Annotated in this window: 14 protein-coding genes; 5 read left to right on the top strand and 9 right to left on the bottom strand. The window is 53.4% G+C overall.

Going from position 1 to position 21,012, the window contains the following annotated elements; genetic code table 11:
• Positions 1-56 precede the first annotated feature (56 nt).
• Both LA756_RS04690 and LA756_RS04685 read right to left on the bottom strand, forming a co-directional pair.
• Entirely contained in the window at positions 57-2,363 is a 2,307-nt protein-coding gene (locus LA756_RS04690; protein WP_224438717.1) for an exo-beta-N-acetylmuramidase NamZ domain-containing protein, read from the bottom strand.
• Positions 2,360-3,865 (bottom strand): transporter, encoded by a 1,506-nt coding sequence (locus LA756_RS04685; protein WP_224438716.1) that lies wholly within the window; start codon positions 3,863-3,865, stop codon positions 2,360-2,362. Before LA756_RS04685 ends, LA756_RS04690 begins: the two co-directional genes overlap by 4 nt.
• 231 nt (positions 3,866-4,096) lie before the next feature.
• On the opposite strand from LA756_RS04685, the gene murQ reads away from it, so the two are divergent.
• A complete protein-coding gene (gene murQ / locus LA756_RS04680) occupies positions 4,097-5,008 on the top strand; it encodes an N-acetylmuramic acid 6-phosphate etherase (RefSeq protein ID WP_224438715.1) in 912 nt (303 codons plus the stop codon).
• Positions 5,008-6,003 (top strand): BadF/BadG/BcrA/BcrD ATPase family protein, encoded by a 996-nt coding sequence (locus LA756_RS04675; RefSeq protein ID WP_224438714.1) that lies wholly within the window; start codon positions 5,008-5,010, stop codon positions 6,001-6,003. Before murQ ends, LA756_RS04675 begins: the two co-directional genes overlap by 1 nt.
• A 3-nt stretch (positions 6,004-6,006) precedes the next feature.
• Here LA756_RS04675 and LA756_RS04670 read toward each other — a convergent pair whose 3' ends face one another.
• Entirely contained in the window at positions 6,007-7,092 is a 1,086-nt protein-coding gene (locus LA756_RS04670; RefSeq protein WP_224438713.1) for an anhydro-N-acetylmuramic acid kinase, read from the bottom strand.
• Positions 7,093-7,322: 230 nt separating this feature from the next.
• On the opposite strand from LA756_RS04670, the gene LA756_RS04665 reads away from it, so the two are divergent.
• Entirely contained in the window at positions 7,323-8,510 is a 1,188-nt protein-coding gene (locus LA756_RS04665) for a DNA-binding transcriptional regulator (protein ID WP_224438712.1), read from the top strand.
• A gap of 27 nt (positions 8,511-8,537) precedes the next feature.
• On the opposite strand, the gene LA756_RS04660 is transcribed toward LA756_RS04665, so the two are convergent.
• From LA756_RS04660 to LA756_RS04635, 6 genes are all read right to left on the bottom strand, one after another.
• Positions 8,538-9,851: a DUF5690 family protein gene (locus tag LA756_RS04660; RefSeq protein WP_224438711.1), complete on the bottom strand. Its 1,314-nt coding sequence runs from the start codon at positions 9,849-9,851 to the stop codon at positions 8,538-8,540.
• A 54-nt stretch (positions 9,852-9,905) separates the two neighbouring features.
• Positions 9,906-10,721: a phosphonoacetaldehyde hydrolase gene (gene phnX, locus LA756_RS04655; protein WP_224438710.1), complete on the bottom strand. Its 816-nt coding sequence runs from the start codon at positions 10,719-10,721 to the stop codon at positions 9,906-9,908.
• Positions 10,722-10,755: 34 nt separating this feature from the next.
• Complete coding sequence (locus LA756_RS04650; RefSeq protein ID WP_224438709.1) at positions 10,756-11,961, bottom strand: phosphonoacetaldehyde reductase; 1,206 nt, start codon at positions 11,959-11,961, stop codon at positions 10,756-10,758.
• A 28-nt stretch (positions 11,962-11,989) separates the two neighbouring features.
• Positions 11,990-13,294, bottom strand: coding sequence for an alkaline phosphatase (locus LA756_RS04645; RefSeq protein ID WP_224438708.1), 1,305 nt, complete (start codon positions 13,292-13,294; stop codon positions 11,990-11,992).
• Positions 13,295-13,589: 295 nt separating this feature from the next.
• Positions 13,590-14,153: a helix-turn-helix domain-containing protein gene (locus LA756_RS04640; RefSeq protein WP_224438707.1), complete on the bottom strand. Its 564-nt coding sequence runs from the start codon at positions 14,151-14,153 to the stop codon at positions 13,590-13,592.
• Positions 14,154-14,236: 83 nt separating this feature from the next.
• Positions 14,237-15,709 carry a sulfatase-like hydrolase/transferase gene (locus LA756_RS04635; RefSeq protein WP_224438706.1) on the bottom strand — a complete coding sequence of 491 codons (1,473 nt, stop codon included), beginning with the start codon at positions 15,707-15,709 and terminating at the stop codon, positions 14,237-14,239.
• 242 nt (positions 15,710-15,951) lie between these two features.
• On the opposite strand from LA756_RS04635, the gene LA756_RS04630 reads away from it, so the two are divergent.
• Both LA756_RS04630 and LA756_RS04625 read left to right on the top strand, forming a co-directional pair.
• Positions 15,952-19,665 carry a DUF1553 domain-containing protein gene (locus LA756_RS04630; RefSeq protein ID WP_224438705.1) on the top strand — a complete coding sequence of 1,238 codons (3,714 nt, stop codon included), beginning with the start codon at positions 15,952-15,954 and terminating at the stop codon, positions 19,663-19,665.
• 48 nt (positions 19,666-19,713) lie between these two features.
• Positions 19,714-21,009 (top strand): DUF1501 domain-containing protein, encoded by a 1,296-nt coding sequence (locus tag LA756_RS04625; protein WP_224438704.1) that lies wholly within the window; start codon positions 19,714-19,716, stop codon positions 21,007-21,009.
• The last annotated feature ends 3 nt before the right edge of the window (positions 21,010-21,012 follow it).

The following is a 21,012-nucleotide window of genomic DNA, read 5'->3' as shown; positions in this document are numbered from 1 at the left end:
CTGTGCATTGGATTGGCAGCGAAACGCAACCGAACAAAGCGGCCTAGACTTTCGTTCTAGTTTTGCGAAGGATAGATCAGGAACGGTTGTCGACGCGTATCGAACTGGTTGAGCTCTTCGGCGTAACCATGTTTGATGTCAGTTGGTGAAGTGGCATCGACAATTTCAGAGAGCACCTTCGAGTTGCCGAGCAACGTTGGGAGACGCTTGGTTTCCCAATCGTTCGGATAAAGCTTGCGAAGGCTCGAGGCGGTTGCCCAACCAAGTTCGAGTGGACGGAACGTTTTCCAGTCGGTGATGATGAAATTAACACCACCGCAAAGTTCCCCTTCATATTTGCTGGAAGTTGGGGTGAACTCGATACCAATCGCTTTTACGCCTGGCAGTTGGTAAGCGTTGATTGCTTCGGCCAATTCAGGACCATCAATCCACGTAGCTCCCAAAACTTCAAACGGTGTGTCCGTTCCCCGGCCAACCGAGACGTTGGTCGTTTCCAGCAAGCCCACACCAGGGTAGATGAGGGCCTGGGTCAGGTTTCGCATGTTCGGCGAAGTGTTTCTCCAGGGAAGTCCGGTCTCGAAAAGCAAGTCTTCACGATTCCAGCCTTCGAGCGGGACGATTGTAAGATCGGTCTTCCAGTTCCGTTCGGCGTTCATCATCTTCGCAAGTTCACCGATCGTCATGCCGTGACGAACAGGAATCGAGTGAAACGCGACGAAGGACTGTTTCGGGTCGTCCAGCAGTGGACCTTCCATGATGTCGCCGCCGAGAGGATTGGGGCGATCGAGCACGACGAAAGGAATGCCCTGCTCCGCTGCGGCTTCCATCGCAAGGCCCATGGTCGAAATGTAAGTGTAAAATCGACAGCCGATGTCCTGGATATCAAATACCAGCACATCGATTCCTTTCAGCTGATCGGGAGTCGGTTTGCGAGTCTCGCCGTAAAGGCTTTGCACTTTAATCCCGGTAAGCGGATCGACCGTGTCACCAATGTGGGATTGATCGAGCGCTCCGGCAAAACCATGTTCAGGACTAAAAAGGGCGACGAGGTCGACCTCAGGGGCATCGGCAAAGAGAACATGCGTTGGTTTGCCCGCTTTGTTGCGGCTTGTATGGTTCGCAATCAGACCAACTTTCTTCCCTTTCAGGATTTGATACTGACTGTCGGAAAGTACATCGATACCCAATTTGGTTTTCGACTCGTCAGTTTCGGCTGAGCAGGCGTCGGCGACGATGGTACCGATCCGACCAGCCAACGCGTTGACAGAACCTTTGCCGTTGGGATGAACACGATTTGAAAGGAAGATCACCGCGAGATCGAGGTCTGGATCGATCCACATTGCTGTTCCTGTAAAGCCACCATGTCCGTAGGCCGCGGACGTCATCGATTTACCACGGTTGCTAGAATAGCCGCTCTTTTTGTCCCAACCGAGGCCGCGTAAGCTTCCTGCTGCGTCGTACGACTCGGTCATCAGCGACAATGTCTCAGGCTTCAACACGTTGTTTTCGCCAGGTTTTCGAGCGTCAAGCATTGCTTGGGCATAAAGGGTCAAGTCATCTGCCGTACTGAACAGACCAGCGTGCCCCGCGACTCCATCGCAGTATCGAGCGCGAGGATCGTGCACTTCTCCCCGCAGCCATTCTCCATCGACTTGTGTGGTGGTAACGGCGCGTTTGGCCAGTGCTGAATCAGGATTGAAGCCCGATTCCTTCATCCCAAGCGGTTCAAAGATGTTCTGCTTGGCATATTGATCCAGCGGCAAACCGGAGACGCGGGCCACGATTTCACCGAGAAGTAGAAAGCCAACGTCGGAGTAACGAAACTTATCGCCCGGCGGCGAAAGTAACTTCAACGCACAAATCTTTTTGTACGCTTCCGGCCAACCCTGTTCGTAGTCGGACAGGGCGTTGTCTGGCGTCAAACCGCTGGTGTGAATTAGCAGCTGTCGGACAGTGATTGCTTCTTTGCCATTTCCCTTGAACTCTGGAAGGTATTGGGAAACAGGAGCATCAAGTTCAACTTTTCCCGCTTCAATCAGTTGCATCACGCTAGTCGCGGTGACAATCGACTTCGTCAACGAAGCCATGTCGAAAACGGTGTCGACGGTCATCGGTTCGACCGAAGGTTCGACACGGCGGTTTCCGTGAGCCTTTTGGTAAACCACTTTGCCATCCTTGACGATGGTCACGACGCAGCCTGGCATTTTTTGTTCGCTTAGTGCCGCAGCAATTTCTTGGTCAATTGCCGGACCGATTTCCTCAGTCAGACCAACCGATTCAGGCGAAGCGTGAGGGAGTTCGGCGAACAGGCTGACAGGACAGAGGGCAATTAAAATCAGGCAGGAAAGTAGTCGAAGACTCATGTCTCTTCCTCTATGGACGCAGCTTGGGGTGAGCTTCCAAGCCAAGAAGTGATAAGCCAAAGGGATGCGGTGACGCCGAAAGCAGAGCCGCAGCAGATCAATGAATACCAATAGCCGCTGATGTCAGTGCGAAACGCCACGACGGTAATGATCGCAGTACCAGCGAGTAAACCAATGTTGGCGAAAATACTGGGCACTTTGCCAATCGTCAGAGCGATAAAGAACAGGCCAAGTAACAATCCTGCAGAGAACCCAGCGATCGCAAGAGCTTGATTCACAACCGTTTCGGCAAACTGACCACGATAGGCGACAATAGCAACGGTCGCTTGCAACATCGTGAAAAGCAACGTGAACCAGCGCGCCATTTGAAGACGACGCTCGTCGGACAACTGGGACCAACTGCGAAGCCCAAGATCTTGTAGCAACGAACTTGACGATGAGTTAACCGAACTCGAGAGTGTCGACATGGCCGCGGCAAATACGGCCGCAAGGATAACGCCTCGAACACCGATCGGAAGTTCGCCAACAATAAACGTCGCAAGGGCCTCGTCGCCAGGCATGGTCGTTTTAGAAGGATCGAACTCTGCAAAATAGCAAGCTAGTCCAGCACCGATCGCTAGAAACAAAGCGAACTGCGCGAAAACAATTGGTCCACTTAATGCCAATGCCCAACCGGCCGAACGTTGGTCTTTGGCGCACAGATAACGCTGCACAATCAACTGGTCGGCGCCATGCGTAGCCAGACTGAGTGTGGCACCTCCCAGCAGGCCCGCCCACAATGTCAGGCTGCCATCTTGGGGAAACAGTTGCCAATTGAAAAGTTGGAGCCGACCGGTTTCCGATGCGAATTGAAAGTACTGATCGGTGCCGCCGGGTAGCCGCGCAAGGATAACCGACAACGCAATCGCTGCCCCTGCCATATACACGCCAAATTGCAAACAGTCGTTCCAAACCACGGAGCGAACTCCACCGAACAATGCATAAATGGCCGTGGCAATCGCAAGCATCGCAACGCTTACTTCAAACGGTAATTGCATGACTTGTTGCAGTGCGAGGGCGGTCAAAAACAATCGCAGACCGTCACCAAGGGTTCGGGCAATCAGGAAAAACAACGAAGCCAGCCGCCGAGTTGAACTACCAAACGCTTTCTGGAAAACCTGGTAAGCGGTGGAGTTTTCATCCTGAAAATAGAGCGGCAGTAGAAAGAATAGAACTAATAAACGGCCAATGATGAATCCCATGGCCAGTTGTAGGAAACTGAAATTCCCGCCGTCACGAAACGCCAACCCAGGCACGCTCAAAAACGTAACCGTGCTCGTTTCGGTGGCGACAATCGAAAGCAAGAGTGCCCACGAAGGGAGGTTCCTCGAGCCGAGGAAGAAGTCGTTGGTGGAGTTGCCACCTTTACCAAGCCACACCCCAAGCAGCGTTGTCCCAATGATGTAGACGACGATGATTGCAACATCGATAGGGTGAATAGCCAAAGTCGCCAGAAATATCATGCAGGCGAACCGGTCCTGAAATTAATTCAAAAGTACAAAAAACGAAGCTGCGACGGACCATTTTTAGTCTAACTCGATCACGTGCTGTCGCTAGTCGCAGAAGCGCATAATTATCTCGGTTTTGCGCATTGAAGCTATGCCTATTCTATCGTCCCGTCTAAACTGACGTCAGTGGATAGTGCACCGCTTCAAGGGAGCTTACTTCCCCCAAAGAAGGAATTTCGCGCCATCATGCTCGAGCATTTAACAACGGAAGCCCGCAACCCGGCTTCCGAGGATTTAGACGAACTGTCGACCACGGAATTGGTGACACTCATTAATGACCAGGACGCTTTCGTGGCAACTTCCGTGGGGCAACAAGCTCCACAGATTGCCGCCGCCATCGATGTCATCGCGGAGCGGCTAAACAACTCTGGTCGTTTGATCTACATTGGTGCTGGTACTTCTGGCCGACTTGGAATCTTGGACGCGGCAGAGTGTCCTCCAACGTTTAGCTCGGATCCGAAGCAAGTTGTCGGACTGATTGCAGGCGGGCCCACTGCCCTGACGACAGCCGTCGAAGGGGCTGAAGATCGTCCCGAGCTAGGGGCAGAGGATCTCCAGTCGATCGATCTTGGTCCAAGAGATGTTGTCGTCGGTATCGCCACCAGCGGACGAACACCGTACGTGATCGGAGGGCTCGATTATGCTCGCCGCGTCGGCGCGTTCGCGATTGGATTGACCTGTAACGACAACTCAGAGTTAGAGTCGCATTGCAATCTAGTCATTGCCCCTGTCGTGGGACCGGAAGTTTTAAGCGGTTCGACTCGCATGAAAGCAGGCACCGCAACTAAGATGGTGCTTAATATGCTGAGCACTGGAGCAATGATTCGACAAGGTAAAACGTACGGCAACTTGATGGTCGATCTTCGTGCGACCAACTCTAAGTTAACCGCGCGAGCCAAACGAATCGTGAAAGCTGCTACCCAACTACCTGATGCGGTTGTAAGCCAGTTGTTGTTGGATTGCCAAGGCGAAGTCAAGACAGCGATCGTTGTGCACCATACCGGCGAGACGCCTGAGATGGCAAGAACGCTGCTGAATGAATCAGGTGGTCACCTTAAACAGGCGATCGTCAGTGTTCCCAAAGGAAGTACTCGCTAATGCTGGCGTCGCACGGATCTAGCGATCATCGCACCACCGAAGTACGCAGCAGCCAAATCGTCCTTGCCGTCGATAGTGGTGGAACGAAGACAACGTGTTCGGTCGCCAGCATCGATGAAAAAGGTGTAGCGACGATCATCGGCAGCAGTCGAGGGCCCGGCGGAAATCCAAGGGCCATCGGCATCGAAGCCGCCGTCAAGTCTCTCGTGTCGACTGTGCAGCATGCCAAAGCCGATGCGGGACTCGATAGCTTGCCTTGTCATCGGGCTATTTTCGCGATCGCAGGCACTCTTCACGAGGCGACCCGGCGACAGCTTTCCCAAGCATTGGCGAATCAGGACTTCGCCGAAGAATTGTTGGTGGTGCCCGACCTGGTGCCGCTTGTGGCTCAGGCAGACTCTGCGAACGCAATTGGGATTATCTCTGGAACAGGATCGGTCGGAATTGGCCGCAATTCGCAGGGGAAGTACGTCATTGCCGGAGGCTGGGGGCCGCTGGTCGGTGATGACGGCAGCGGCTTTTCGATCGGCAGAGAGGCACTGCGAAGGACGCTTGAATGCTTAGAAGCTGGCCGCAAGCCTACGCCTCTGGCAAAGGAGATTAGCAAGGCGTTTCACGCGAGCTCTGCATTGGAAATTAAGTCCTGCATGGCCGAAGCGAATGATCTTCGTGAGTTCGTATCGAAGCTCGCACCGATCGTTCTCGCAATGCCTGAGGATGAAGACGTCCTTGATATTTTATCGCTGTCGGCGCGTGATTTAGGAAACTTGGTAGAGACGCTTTATTCTCGAATGGAGATCGCCGGGTCACCTTCCCAGATCTTTATGTCTGGTGGCATTGTCATGGCGAGTTCTTCGTTGATCTCGCTCTTCGACGAGGACTTAAAGGCACGCGGAATTGACGCCGAGTTGAATCTGATTGAAGATCCAAATATGCCAATTCTGAAGATGTTGGCTGGTGAGAAACTACCTGCCGAGGTAGAGTTTCTGCCGTAGAAACTACGGAGTGACAAATCCGCCGGTCGTTGGCTGCGAGCATCCTGTTGTTTCAGGAATCGTCAGCGGCAAGTTGCGTAAGCTACGGACAGCCAGCCAAGCAAAGCACTCGGCCTCAAGCATGTCAGGGCTCAAATTACGCTTGTCGATCGTCTGAACGGTTGGAAACCGATCTCGCAAGCTCTTCATGATAACGGGATGGTGCACGCCTCCGCCGGTAACCCATAAGATCCCAGGTGGTTCAGGCATCTGAGAGATCGCTTTGTGAACCGCATCGACAGTAACAGCACATAGAGTCGCTGCCCCATCTTCGACGCTCATCCCAGATACATCGATATGATCAAATTCAAAACGATCTGCGGACTTGGGAAGTGGACGCTGAAAATAGGGTGTCGAGAGAAATTCTTCGACCATCAGGCTCTGCACGTTTCCTCGACTGGCAAGTTGGCCATCGATATCGTGACTGAGTCCTGCCATCTCTTGGACCCACTCGTCCAGCAATCCGCAACCTGGCCCAGTATCGCCGGCAACGATCGAACCATCGGGAAATAGCCAAGTAAGATTGGCGATTCCACCCAGGTTCAGCACGCCGATAGCCCGAGTCGGTTCATGAAAGAGAGCTTGATGGAAAAAAGATGCCAACGGCGAACCTCGTCCACCTCGTGCCATATCGCGTCGACGAAAGTCAGAGACAACTTGCAGACCCGTCAATTCGGCAAGCAGCCATGGATTACCAATTTGAAGCGTCACGCCTTCGGAAGCCAGGTGCCGAACTGTATGGCCATGAAAGCCGATCAACTGAGCCGAAGCGGCAACTTTACCGAGCCGTTCTTGAAGTGCCGTAACGGCGTCACTATGGTGAATCGTGATCTCGCGCTCAAGTCGAAGCAGTTCGTCGAGCCGTACGTTATGCTGCGAAGCCTCTAAGATTCGAGACTGTAGTTCTTCCCCGTACGGATGCCGCAAGCCACCATGAAACTCGACCAAGTTCTCGCCATCGGTCGTGATGAGAGCTGCGTCGACACCTTTAGCGGAACTGCCACTCATGAGGCCGATTACCGTGTATCGATGCTGACGACTCTCAGCCATGCAGTTCCTAAAGTGGTGCTGGATCCGCTCTTTTGAGGGGAATTGTTTCCGGAAAAGGTAGTTCAATCGGAATCAAGCTTACTACGTGGGTTTTTCCTGGAAAGCCCCTCCCGCTGCGGCCGAAGAAAAAGAGTAAAAAAATATCGCTTCTGCGCAAATTAAAGGCTCGTGAAGGCTAGAATGGATGTAGTTAGCAACGGCCAGGACGCTCCTTTGTTTCTGCAAAGTTAATGACCGAAGATAAGCAACATCACCACGACAAATTGCAAGTTCAAGTCGTTGCCGTGATGGTAGAAACGGAAACGAGCTGGGGAAGACGTGTGATTCGTGGGATCGCTCAGTATTCCGACAAGCATGCCCTGTGGCATCTGCTGATTGATCCACGCGACCACGAGCAACGATCTTCACTGCCAGACGGTTGGCGAGGCGATGGCGTTATCGCGCGGCTTTCTTCCCGTCAGCAGATCGATCAGGTTAAGCAGCGTTCCATTCCAACGGTGGACGTCGACGACGTGTATGGGCCAACGCCAGGCGTAGGACGCGTCATCACCGACGAAACGGCCCGAGCCGAATTTGCCGTTGAGCATCTCTTGGCGCGAGGTTTTACTCAATTCGCGTACTTCGCCCCGCCAAGTCATCGATACTCCAATAGCCGTGGCGAAGCTTTCGAGCGTGCGGTCACTCTTCGAGGGCACAAGTGCTATACTTATCGGCCAGGCTATCGGGCAGGACGTAAAATGTCTTGGGCAGAACTCCAGCGTCGAGTTAACCGCTGGTTGCTTTCCCTTCCGCGACCGATCGCGATCTTGGCCGTCGACGCTCACCATGCACGCCAACTTGCCGAAGTGTGCCACTTCTCCTCGATTCGTGTACCGGATGACTTTGCGATTTTGGCAGGTGATTCGGACGATCTGCTATGCGAAGTTTCGACGCCACCTCTTTCGGCGGTTTCGCTCGCTTGCGAACGGATCGGCTACGAAGCAGCTGCGATGTTGCATCAAATGATGGGCGGAAAGCCAGCGCCGCAAGAGCCAATCCTGGTTCCTCCTCATGGCGTCACAAGCCGGCAATCCACCGACTTTTTGGCGATCGACGACCCGATGATCGTGCGGGCGTTGCGATTCATTCAGAATCATACGCAGCATGGAATCGGTGTGGACGATATTCTTCGAGAGGTGCCGCTTTCACGACGAAGTCTGGAGATTCAGTTCAAGTCTTACTTAGGACGCACTCCGGCAGAAGAAATTCGCCGCGTTCAACTGGAACGTTCCAAAGAGTTGCTGTTGAACCGCGATCTATCGATTACCGAGGTTGCTCTTAGTTCCGGTTTCAGCAATGCAACCCGGTTTGGTATCGCTTTCCGAAAGAAGTTCGGCACGACTCCGCGTAACTTCCGGAAGAAGCTTCTCACCGACTAATCGCCGGCGTTCGATGCATTTGCAACATCACGCTTGCTCAGGAACGACGCTACTTGGGCTCGTCATACGTCCGTGATTCGCGAAGTAAAACAGCGCGATCCCCAGGCCGACCAGAGAAGCTACGAGTGTGACCCAGCTGATCTGGATAAAAAACGTTAGAAAGTCTTGGCGGTCCAGAAATAGATTTCTTCCGAACATCACGATAACGTACCCGAGATATCCAAACGCATCGGCCAGGTACATCAGGTAGCCGAGGTTGCCCCGTTCGCGTGTCATCGCCAGCAGTCGCTCGAACACGGTGGTGTGGATGGTCACATAGGGGACATAAAGTCCAAACCCTATTAGTACCATAAACGGAAACGCACCGATCGAATTGAGTTGCCAACCGATTAGAGCAACAGCTACCGCAACGAATCCGAGTGCACAGGTCGTTAGCGAGACATAAAAGGCAAGCCGATTATTCCGAACGCAGACTGCCAGGCCGCTGACGAGCATGACGCCCAACGCGACCAATATTTCGGAAAATGTGAAAGTCGAAGGTTCCGCGTCGACGCCTAATCCATTCCAAAGTTCAGGAGCGAAGTCGGCGCGAATACTTCGGATAACGGTTGCCAGCAGATAGATTCCGACAATGATCGAGATGCCCAACGCATATTTACGGAATAGCGACCACCGATCTTGCGAGGTCATGCTGTGACGCGACGACCGAGCCGCCACGTCTTGCGCTGTCGGAGCAGGAATATTCGCCAACATGGCGACACAGATACAAAGCGGAAGTAGGAAGATCAGACCTGCGGTGAATGGCATCCAGTCTTCTGCGACCCCTTGGTCGAGGAGCAACGCCCCGACCGACTTCGTAATACCATCGGCAAGAATAAAGCTGGTGCAAAGACCGGCCACCAATGCTTCCGTTAGCCGACGACCCTCCAGAAAACCGAGTACTAATCCGAAGACCATCCCCAAGGACAAGCCGTTGAGAAACAGCCCCACGGCATTCCAAGGACGGGGAAGAATACCAAACAGTGCGAGCCCAATTTCGGCAATCAATATCAAACCAATCAGTGCGACAGCACGTCGATTAGCTGGCATCTCGGAAATAATCTTTATGCCGAGAAATTTCGAGAGCATGTATCCCATGACCTGGGTTGAGACGACGATCGTTTTAAAATCGACGCCTCCGACCATCGTACCGCTGTACTCGGCAACGGTAAATGGTTTTCGGAACCCATACATGCAGAAGTAGGTTCCGAAGGCGGCAACGACAGCCCAGAATGCCCAGAAAAATTCCCAGAACGTTTCCCATCGCTTCGAATGCGTTTCCGATGTGGTGGAAGGTGTCATGAGGTTTCGCGGTGAAGCTCGCTGATTGGGTTTTAAGGGAAACGAAATGCTGGATTAAGGCTTGTCGCCGCTGGCAAGTCGCTGATTGATCTGTTGCACTACGTTCGGTAGAGCTTCCAGAGAATAAATCGTGAAATGGCTGCCCGATTCCTCGTAGCGTTTCTTGGTATTGGCCAAGCGTGCCGAACGTTCTTCCTGGCTGAGCGCGAAATATTCGGCTTCAGTGCAACCGGTCATGCTACTGCTGCTGCAGACACCAACCGTCCAGCATCCGGCATTGCGACCAGCTTCCACGTCGGCGACGGTATCGCCGATCTTAACCACGCATTGCGGTGGATAGATGTTAAGTTTCTGCATAAGTCGGAAAATCATCCAAGGGGCAGGCCGACCTTTAGGAACATCATCAGCACATGTCATCGAATCCGGCACGAAGCCTTGTTGCTTGGCGGCCTCGGTTACCAGATCAGCTGCGGCGCGGAAATATCCTGTCGTCGCACCAATTTTGATGTCTTGGGCTTTTAAAGCGTCGACTGTTGAAGCGAGACCAGGCACCAGTTGGCTGTTCTGACGAATTGCATCCAGCTGGAACGGAACGAATTCGTCGTAAAGCTGTGTAACGTCCGCCTCTGTCCAGGAGGTACCTTTGGCCAACTGCCACTCGCCTGCGACGCGTTCTTCGGAAAGCATTGCCACAAGATGCTCTCGCTTATTCAACCCCATAGGTCGTCGCGCTTCATCATCGGTGACTTCAACCCCATGCGACGCGAACACTTTCTTGAACGCCGCTGCAGGAGCACTTGAACCGAAGTCGATCGTCGTTCCGGCCCAATCAAAAACGGCCAGACGTACTTTTAAGTTTGGTGATGTCATGGGAAGCAATATGGCTTTCTGATTACGAGTGAAGTCAGCTTGCCGCGGATCGAGGTGCTGAAATACGAGCGTTAGGCTTTAGGGGCAAGCGGTTCTTTCCGCTAAGCAGACTGAAGAGATCTTCGTGATTCGCTTTCCGAGGATTGTTCGAGAGACGTTCAGGATTGACCCGCTCAGCAAGCGTGCGAATCTTTTCGTGCTGATGAATACCTGCCGATACGAGCGTCGGGTTGCATCCCAGGGAACTTACAAACGATTCAACTCGCTGGCACGCCTCGGCGATAGTCGCGGCTCCGAGGATTTCCAGGATCATGGAAAGCCGCTGGTGAACGTGCGGTGCGCCTCGCGTGTCGGCGCAATCGCTGGAAGTCACGCCAAAGTTGTATGCAAGCACGCTGCTTAACGTCGTCGCGACAGCGGCTCCGTGTGGAATTCCATAGTCAGCGGTAATCGCGTAAGAAATCGCGTGAGGTAACGTCGTTTTGCTGATATTGATCGCTTTGCCGGCGAGATGCGACGCTCGGCACATTGCATAGCGTGCTTCTTCGGTTGGGCTGTTTGTCGCGGTGGGCAAATGAGCAAATGCCAACGCCGCTGCTTCTTTGGCGTAACCGACAGACTCTTCGGTTGCCCCGACGGCCCAAATCGATTCGATGGCCTGGCAAAAAGCATCTAACCCGGTAGCGGCTGTCATGCGTGTTGGCACGCTGTAGGTCAGCTTTGGATCAACAATTGCCGTTTCGGGAAGCAAGCATGGATCGGCGACAGAATACTTTTCGCCGTCGACGTACACCACGGCAAAATGAGTCGCTTCACTTCCCGTGCCTGCGGTGGTGGGAATTGCGATAAGAGGTAACGTCCCTTGCGGAAACGCCAAGCCCTTTGTCGCGATCTCTCGCGGCGATGAATCGTGCAGGGCCATCGATGCGATCATTTTAGCGATATCGATCGCCGTACCTCCACCGAGGGCAACGACCAAATCAGGTCGAGACTTTCGGCATTTGATCACACCTCGTTCGACATCATCAAGGCGAGGGTTGGGCTCGAAACCGCTAAACAAAGTGACCGCATCAGGGGGAAGATGCGGGCGAAGCGCTTCGGCGGCGCCAGAGAGTTTATAGGCGACTTCATCGACGACAAGGAAGATTCGCTTGGCTTGTTTTGCTTCGCAGAGTGCAGGAAGCTGAGCGAGGGAGCCTTCTGCCAGAAAAACGTTTTGCTGTTTTACCTTGTCGTCCAAGATCGTAGCCCTTTTGTACTTTTCCATTCTAAGAGACGACGCGGCGAAGTTCTTCGGTCGATAGCGTTACGTCCCACATCGGCCGGTCTTCCATCTGAACCCATTTTGCATGAAGCTTCGCTGGAGAAACCGTGTTGTCGATTTCCAAGCGAAGCCAGACATGGGGAACCGCTGCACCTCGAACCAAGTTCGGATGGGGAACATTCAATGCAGGGATCGTGCTGCTATGAATCGGAGAAACAATGAACTGATGAATGGGATAGCCGACCGACGCTTCGGTGTCATATTTCAAATGACGCGAACAATGAATGTCGCCCCCAATCAGCACAACGCCGGTAATGTTGTGCTCTCCGATGAAATCAAACAACGCGTCGCGCTCGTGGGTGTAAGTCCCCCAGTCGTCCGACTCAGTGTTTTCTTTATCATCCCAGATCATACCGCAGGCAAGAAGTTTGAAGGGGGCTTTCGAGGCCAGCAAAGATTCTTTCAGCCACTCCCACTGTCGTTTTCCTAGCAGGGCCGGTTTATCGGCAGCGACCGGTGATTTTTCCGTGCGAGCAAACCAACGTGTGTCCAGCAGGAACATCTCCATGGGGCCATATTCAAATTTGCAGTAAATGCCAGAGTTGTCGTGGCCTGACTGGGGATTGGCACGATATTCAACGAATGCTTGGCGCGTGTTTTCTTTGCCCTTCAGTCGACCATCGGAATCGTTGCGACCAAAGTCGTGATCGTCCCAGGTGCCCCAAGTCGGAGTATGCTGAATCAGCGAGGCCAATTGAGGGACCTGTAAGAATTGCCGATGCTTACTCCGTGCAACGCTTAAGTCGGTCGAATCGATGTATGGAGTATCTCCCAACAGGACGAGCCCCTCAGCCCCTTCTGCTTCCATTTGCTGCCACAAAGGCGATGGATTCATTCCGGCACACGATCCCAGAGCGAAGCAAATTTTCGAAGCTTGGCCTGGGGGTGGCGCGGTAGTGAAATAAAAAGTTTCACCAGCAAGCAATTCCTCTTTATCTGCCAGAATACGGTACTGATAGCGCAAACCAGGCTTCAGTCCTGCAACATCCCACGTTAAGCACTGATCTGTCTCACCGGTGGCGTCCGCGAAGAATCGCCGTTCCTCTGAGTCGTTCCCTGATTTCACCGCAAGCGTATAACTTCCCGATTTGGCTGGCCGAAACCAAACTTTGGCGGAAGTCGGTGACACATGACCAATCATCGGACCACAATGGTCGGAAGTCTCGGCAGCCGACGCTTCTCCCTGCTGTGAAAGCAGAGTAGCAGCAGACAAAGCGAGCATCGACCGACGATCAAGTGGAAGTGACATGTTCAACTCAGGGAAACTGGCTCTCGATTGTTGCGTCGACGAGATTCCGATGCGGCATTTGTGGCCACCGGAAAGTCGTCTCGTGAACCTATTTTGGCGGAATGTTTCCTGGTAGTCAACAAACGTGCTGTGAAGTCACTGTTAAGATCGAGTCGAATTAATTAGCTCTCTACGAAAAGGTAAGAAATGCCACTGTTGATACGCCTCACGCGGCCTGAGCGGGGAAACGGCGCATTGGTACACGCAAGCCGTCCTTTGAGGGGATAGAGCGATTTATCTAACAGCCGTGAGCTGATTAGGGCTGAGGAGACTGAAAAATGCAAAGCACGACGGCTTGCTTTTTGTAGGCATTCACCAAGCGGTGAGGGACACTGGCGTCGAAATAAAGACTATCGCCAGCTTGCAGCTTGAAGATGTCGCCGTCGTACTCGAAGTCGACATTACCAGATTGAACGAGCAAGAACTCTTCGCCCAAATGGGGCAACGCCTCTTCACGAGCCACGCCTGGGGGCATAGTGATCATGAAGGGGTCCATCGAACGTGATTTGCGTCGATGTGCAAGCGACTCATAGACCGAGGTATTCGCCTCGGACTGGTCGCGTTCGACGATCTTTCGTTCGTTTTTGCGTACCATCGTTAGCGATGGCTTTTCGTCCAGGCCTTCCACTAACTTCGAGGTCGGAACCCCTAATGCTTTGGCGATTTCGGCCAGTGCAGGCAAAGAAGGGGTAACACGAAAGTTCTCGACCTTCGATAGCCAACTTCGGGTAAGTCCCGTGCGCGAAGCCACCTCTTCCAGCGTCAGACGCTGTTCCAAGCGAAGAGATCGGATACGTTCGGCAAGTTCGACTAAATTCATCGCGGTATTATAGGCAACAGGGTACGCGCCGCAACATAACGGGTCGTGGCAAGTTTCTGCAAATTCATGAACTGTTAGCAAAGTCAATTTTGAAAGAGCGGGTCTTTCATTTGACTATCTAATACTTGCCATTGTTTTAGAAGTGCTTGAAATTGCATCGCATGCTCGGGACTTTCAGAGAGATCATGCGTTTCGCCGACATCGTCCTGAAGATTGAATAGCTCCCAGTCGGACGGTTCTTGATGGCCATTGGGAGCGACCAATTTCCAATGCCCCTGCCGTAGTGCCGCCCTTTTTCCTTGACGCCAATAAAGCGTTCTGTCTTGGGTAGATTCAGGAGTTTGAATTGCGTTGACGATATCGAGCCCATCCAAGTTGTTTTTCGGGGATTGCTCGATTGCTTTTGCAACAGTTGGGAAAATATCGAGCGAGCTCACGACTGACTCACTGGTCGTTCCCGCAGGAAGTTTCCCGGGCCATCGCACCATCATGGGGACCCGAATGCCTCCTTCGTACATGCTTCCTTTACCGCTTCGCAAGGGAAGATTGCTGGAGGTCGTTTCCTTCGTAGGGCCTCCGTTGTCGCTCAAGAAGAAAACGATGGTGTTGTCGGCTTGGCCTGTTTTCTCGAGCGTTTGCATGATCTGTCCGACACTATGATCGAGGTCGTACAACATGGCCAGAAAGATTCGGCGATGAATGTCTTTTTCGTCGACGAAAAGCGCCAAGGTATCGTTCTTCGCTTGAAGTGGGCTGTGCACGGCATTGTATGCGACATAGAGAAACCATGGATTCGTTTTATAACGTTCTATGAAACTCGTCGCCTCGCGAGTGATCGCATCGGTAAAGTAAGCCTCCTCGACCACCGGCTGACCACCTCGCAGGATTGGGTTGTTTGCATCGTAGGCAGGTTCATCATGCCCCATGTGCGACGAATAAATCAGATTCGGATTAACGACGTATCGCGAGTCGTTACCTTCGGGTAGTCCCTTGCGGCGAATCCACGTCGTTGTCTCGTTCCAAGGGCTCGGAACGAAGTAGTGCCCTTCGTGGAGAAAACCATAGAACTCGTCGAAGCCATGTCGCTGAGGGTGAAAGTCGGCCGCACCGCCCAAATGCCATTTTCCAACGAGACCTGTCGTGTAGCCGGCATCGTGAAGAAATTCCGCGAGCGTTTGTTGTTGTCGCGGTAATCCAGTATTTGGGTCTTCATTCCGAGCACCGATAGGATTGAATTCGTATCCAAATCGAGTTGGGAATTTCCCGGTCAAAAAACCAGCACGCGAGGGACTGCAATTAGGAGCAGTTACGTACGCATGGGTGCAGCGAACAGCCGTCTCGGAGAAGGCATCAAGCTTGGGTGTTTGAACCTCTTGATTGCCTTGGCAACCTAGTTCTGCATAGCCCAAGTCATCGGCAACTAAGAGTAGAACGTTCGGTGCTTTCGGCGGGCGTTCTTCATCGGCATACAGATCAGCGCAATCAAAATTGCAAAGTAAGAAACAGGTAGTGACACACACCATTAGATGCGTGCAGCAAGCGGCGAACTTCCTCATGAGCATTTTGGCGGATCGGATTAGGGTGTTTGATTAGGCTGTAATGGCCTAAGAATGGGGCTTAATACCATTGGAGATATCAGCTTAGCCGATAAACCTTGACGAAAGCAAAAAATCTATGGATATTTAAGACTCCTTCCTACTGCCTCTAATTGAGGCCTATTTACCCTCCAGTCCTGGTACATCCCGAGCCAATTCGAGGCTTTTCCGGTCTCCTGTGGCTTTCTTGATAGGTTCAGCCAATGCGATACGCGTTTTTTTCTTACTTCGCATTCAGTTTGATGCTCGCGGCGTTCAGCAGCAGCGTAGAGGCTTCCGAACCAGTTGTGATGTGGGAATTTGGTGCCGAAGAAGAAACTCCACTTATTGCCCACGGAGGAGTTCATCGCGACGTTCCTGGTCCACGACCTCCGTCCTATCCTGATTTCGACGAGACAAATACAGCAGTTAAGTTTGATGGTCGAGGGGCCTACTTCGCCTACGACGATCCTGGTCCGCTCAGTCCGTTCGATTTCACCAACGGCGATCAAATCACGATCGAGGCTTGGGTGAATGCACGTGATCTAAAGGATGGAGAGAATCTGTACATCTTAGGAAAAGGACGCACCGGCAATCCTGAGTTCGCTCCTGATAACCAAAACTGGGCCCTTCGTCTTCGCGGCGTCAAAGGTAAAGCGTGCGTCAGTTTCTTATTTGCCACACCTCGAACGGCGACAGGAGCTCATTGGCATCGTTGGACGACCAACGATGGCTTCATTCCGCGAACTGGCTGGCACCATGTGGCGGTCACCTACGAATTTGGCAAACCAGAAAGCGTTGAAGGCTGGGTCGACGGCCAAAAGATTCGAGGTGGCTGGGACAAAGCTGGGCCGACCACGGTCGCTCCTGTTGTCGATGACGACAGCGTTTGGATCGGTTCCTCGATGGGGGGAAGTGCTTCCAATTCGTTTCGCGGGTATCTCGACGCGGTCGCGCTTCACCGGGTTGTTTTAAAAGACGAAGTGTTACGTAAGCGTTTCCATCGCGTCGGCGATGCACCGAAACCAGAACCGTTGCCAGAGTCGATGCCCCAGCTCGGGGAACTTCCGGCCGACAAAGTCACTGTAACATTCCACGAAGGAATGGCTTCGCATACACGTTGGCTCGATTTCGACGAAACCTATCCCCAGGAAAACATGCGCTGGGAGACCAGCGAATTTCTTACCCCACGTTTGCCACTGCGGTACGACAGCTGGGGGATTCGCGATGCCTGGAAGCCCCCGGTTCTCGTGCGAATGGCCGCCGATGTCTCGTTGGACGAAGGTGAACGAACGTTCCTGCTTCGTGCCCGGGGATTGAGTCGACTATGGGTCGATGGCAAGCTGATCGCAAAAACGGGGGCGCTGCAAGGCTCGCCAAGTGGCGAAGAGCCGATCACGCCGGTAGCTGAACCGCCGCTGCCAGGCCATCGCATCAAAGAACATCGCCTTCATGAATCGACAGGTACATTCCGCGTCACGAAGTCGGGAACTCATCGTGTTGTTGTCGAGACAATGGCCGGTGGTAAGAAGTTCCGCGCCGAACCTGGCGAGTTCACCGTAGCGATCCTTTCCAACGACGGAAAGCAGTACCACGTGTTGAACCCCATCGGCAGTCCTGACGCTCCCCTGCCCCTCACCGACGAAGCGTTTGAAAACGCACTTGAGCGAATCGAAGCGTCGCTTGCCAACTTCGATGACGCGAATCGTTGGCGTGCAGCTCGATCGCGAAAAGACTTTTGGCAAAATCGTCACGAGCTTGCCGCCGCTTGGGCCGATGAGCATCCTGCTCCAATGGTGCCAAACATCGACGGTGCGAGCAACGCCATCGACGCGTTCGTGCAGCACCGAATTCAAGAGGCCAAAGCAGAAACCAAGGGTACATCTCAGGCCGACGCCCAAAAGTTTCATTCCGAAGTGCTTCCTATTCTACGTAGCGAGTGCTTTCGTTGTCATGGCGAAAAAGACTCGGGAGGCTTGCAACTGAATTCAAGAGAAATGGCAATCGGCGGGGGTTACTCAGGCCCTGCGATCGAGCCTGGCGATGTTGAAGCCAGCGAACTCATCCATCGCATCAAGCACGACGAAGCGGATATGCGAATGCCCCCAACGGGCAAGCGACTTTCCGCCGAACAGATTGCCATTCTGGAAAATTGGATCAAGGATGGTGCCGAATGGCCCGAGTTACCTCTTTCGGCAGATGAAACTGAGTTGGCTCCCACCGTTTCCGATCAGAAATTCATTCGTCGGGCCTATCTCGACACTGTTGGGGTTGTTCCGACGGAAGAAGAAGTTCGTGCGTTCCTCAGCGACACATCGACGGATAAGCGAGCCAAACTGATTGATCGCCTTCTGGAAGATCCTCGTTGGGCCGATCATTGGGTCAGCTATTGGCAAGATGTCCTTGCTGAAAACCCCAAGCTGATCAATGCGACGTCGAATGCGAGTGGTCCTTTCCGCTGGTTTCTTTACGAAGCACTGCGCGACGACAAACCGCTCGATCAAATGGTCACCGAGTTGATGCTCATGCGTGGTAGCTCGGAAGATGGCGGGAGTGCCGGTTTCGCCAAAGCGGCTCAGAACGACTCTCCCTTCGCGGCCAAAGGGCATGTTGTTGCCAATGCATTCCTGGGAATTGAACTGCAATGCGCTCGCTGTCATGACTCTCCATACCACAGCACGACCCAGGAAGACCTTTATGCGTTGGCCGCGATGTTTGCGCGTAAACCGCTTTCGGTTCCTAAGTCGAGTTCCGTTCCTGTGGCGTTCTTCGAAAGCCAAGACCGCGAACCGTTGATCGAAGTGACGCTCAAGCCTGGCGTCGCGGTTCAACCGCAGTGGCCATTCGCTGAGGAAACAGGGATCGAAGACAACGAAGCCCTCGCCGCGTATATGGAAAACGACAAGGACACGCGGGAAAGACTCGCCACGCTGGTGACCGCACCAGAGAACGAACGCTTTCCTCGGATTGCGGTCAATCGAATTTGGCGACGATTGCTGGGGGCCGGAATCGTAGAACCTCCGCATGATTGGGAAGGTAACAAGCCGAGCCATCCAGAACTGCTTGAGTGGTTGTCGCACGACTTTGTCGCCCACGGTTACAACTTGAAGCATACCGTGCGGCTGATCATGAATTCCGACCTTTATCAGCGCGAAGCGATCGGCGAGCAAAAAGAAGCCGACCCAACGCGACGTCTGTTTAATGCCCCGCAGCGCCGGCGAATGACCGCCGAGCAGATTGTCGACTCTTTCTATACAGCGGCTGGCAAAGAGATTGAAGTTGAGCGAATGACGCTCGATCCCGATGGTCGTCGTCCGGCCAGTAACCGAAACAATCTCGGCAAAGTGAAGCGGGCCTGGATGTTGGTCAGCCTTTCCAACGAGCGAGATCGCCCCAGCCTGACACTTCCCCGTGCTGCCGTGTTGGACGATGTGTTGACCGCTTTCGGCTGGTCTGCTGAACGTCAGGTGCCAAAGACCGATCGAGAGTCGGAACCTAACGTCCTGCAACCGGCGGTGATTGCCAATGGGACCATGACGGTTTGGCTCACACGAGCTTCTCATGAAAGTCCGCTCGCCGACCTCGCTGTGGAAGCAGATTCGCCTGAGGAACTGGTCGACTCGATCTTTCTCCGCTTTCTCAGCCGCCTTCCCCGCGATGCCGAACGTGCGTTGTTTGTCACCGCGCTCAAAGAGGGTTTCGAAACGCGATTGGTCGCCAAAGACGAAATTGTGGAACCACAGCCGTGGGAACGCTTACCTCGCGTGACGTGGTCGAATCACCTTCGGTCGGAAGCGAATACAATTCAACAAGAGCATGCACGTCGTGCTCAAATCGGACCACCAGCCGACCCACGTCTGAAAACCGAATGGCGTGAGGTTTACGAAGACGTTGTTTGGAGCGTCGCGAATCTAGGCGAGTTTGTCTGGATGCCCTAACAGCGAATCGATTGAAAAAATAATTCTCATACCTATACGAGCCTGACAATGACCCAATTCAACGGACATTCCGGCGTCAATCGACGACAGTTCCTCGCGGCGTCGGCGGCAACTGCTATGGCAACTTCTGTCGCAGGAGCGATGCCATCCGGAAAGCCCATCCAAGGGCAAGTGGAACATGTCATTTCCATTTGGCTCGGCGGCGGGATGGGGCAGATCGATACGTTCGATCCGAAAGCAAAGGGAGATCCAAAGACTAAAAAGCCAGGGGCCTATTACGATGCAATTCCGACTTGTGTCGACGGTGTCGAGGTGTGCGAACATCTCTCCAAAATGGCTCCATTGATGGACCGTGTTACGGCCGTTCGGACCGTCAATCATGCCGTCATCGACGAACATGCTGCAGCGACTAACTGGATGCATGTCGGACGCCCTGTCAGTGGGACAATTGTTTATCCTTCGATTGGCTCGATTGTCGCTCACGAGCGTGGTGCCGCTTCCGATAACGTTCCGGCTTATGTGCTGATTGGCTATCCCAATGCGACGCGCGGACCTGGTTTTCTGGGGGCTCAACACAGTTATCTGTATCTCACGGAAACTGGTCGCGGCCCGGCAGGCCTGACACCGCCCGTGGGTGTCGATCGCGAGCGGCAACAACGCCGCGAACGCTTCCTGACGCAACTTCGTGGTTTGCAGCCAGAAGTGAAAGAGGCCCGCTTAAAAGACTACGAAGCGACGATCGACTTGAGCATGAAGCTAAGTGGTCCCGATTTTATGAGCAGTTTCGAGCTCGACAACGAGGCCGACGAACTTCGCGAAGGATACGGCGGCGAGTTCGGGCAGCGCTGCTTGCTTGCTCGTCGATTGGTGGAACGCGGAGTCCGGTTCATCGAGGTATCGCACAATTTGAACTTCCTGAACGGGGCTGGATGGGACGTCCATAACGGGGGCATCCTCGAACAGCATAAGCTAATTCAGGAAATGGATACCGCCATGTCGGCGCTCATTCAGGACCTGGAAAACCGAAAGATGCTCGACAAAACGTTAATCGTGATTACTACCGAATTTGGGCGACCACCCGAGTTCGATAGTGGCGGTGGACGTGGGCATCAAGGCTCGGCATTCACTTGTGTACTCGCTGGCGGTGGGCTGAAACATACGGGGGCTTACGGCCAAACCGACGAGCTTTCTAAGAAAATTGTCAGCGATCCTGTTTCCGTGCCTGATTTCTTCGCGACCATTCATGCCGCGATGGGAATCGATTACGCGAAGTCTTTGTACGATGGCGATCGTCCGGTACCGATCACCGACGGCGGACAACCGATCAAAGCCCTGTTCGCCTAGTAA

The sequence above is a fragment of the Bremerella sp. TYQ1 genome (assembly GCF_020150455.1).
In the GTDB taxonomy this organism is placed as follows: Bacteria; Planctomycetota; Planctomycetia; order Pirellulales; family Pirellulaceae; genus Bremerella; species Bremerella volcania_A.
This window is presented reverse-complemented; position numbering and strand designations above follow the sequence as displayed.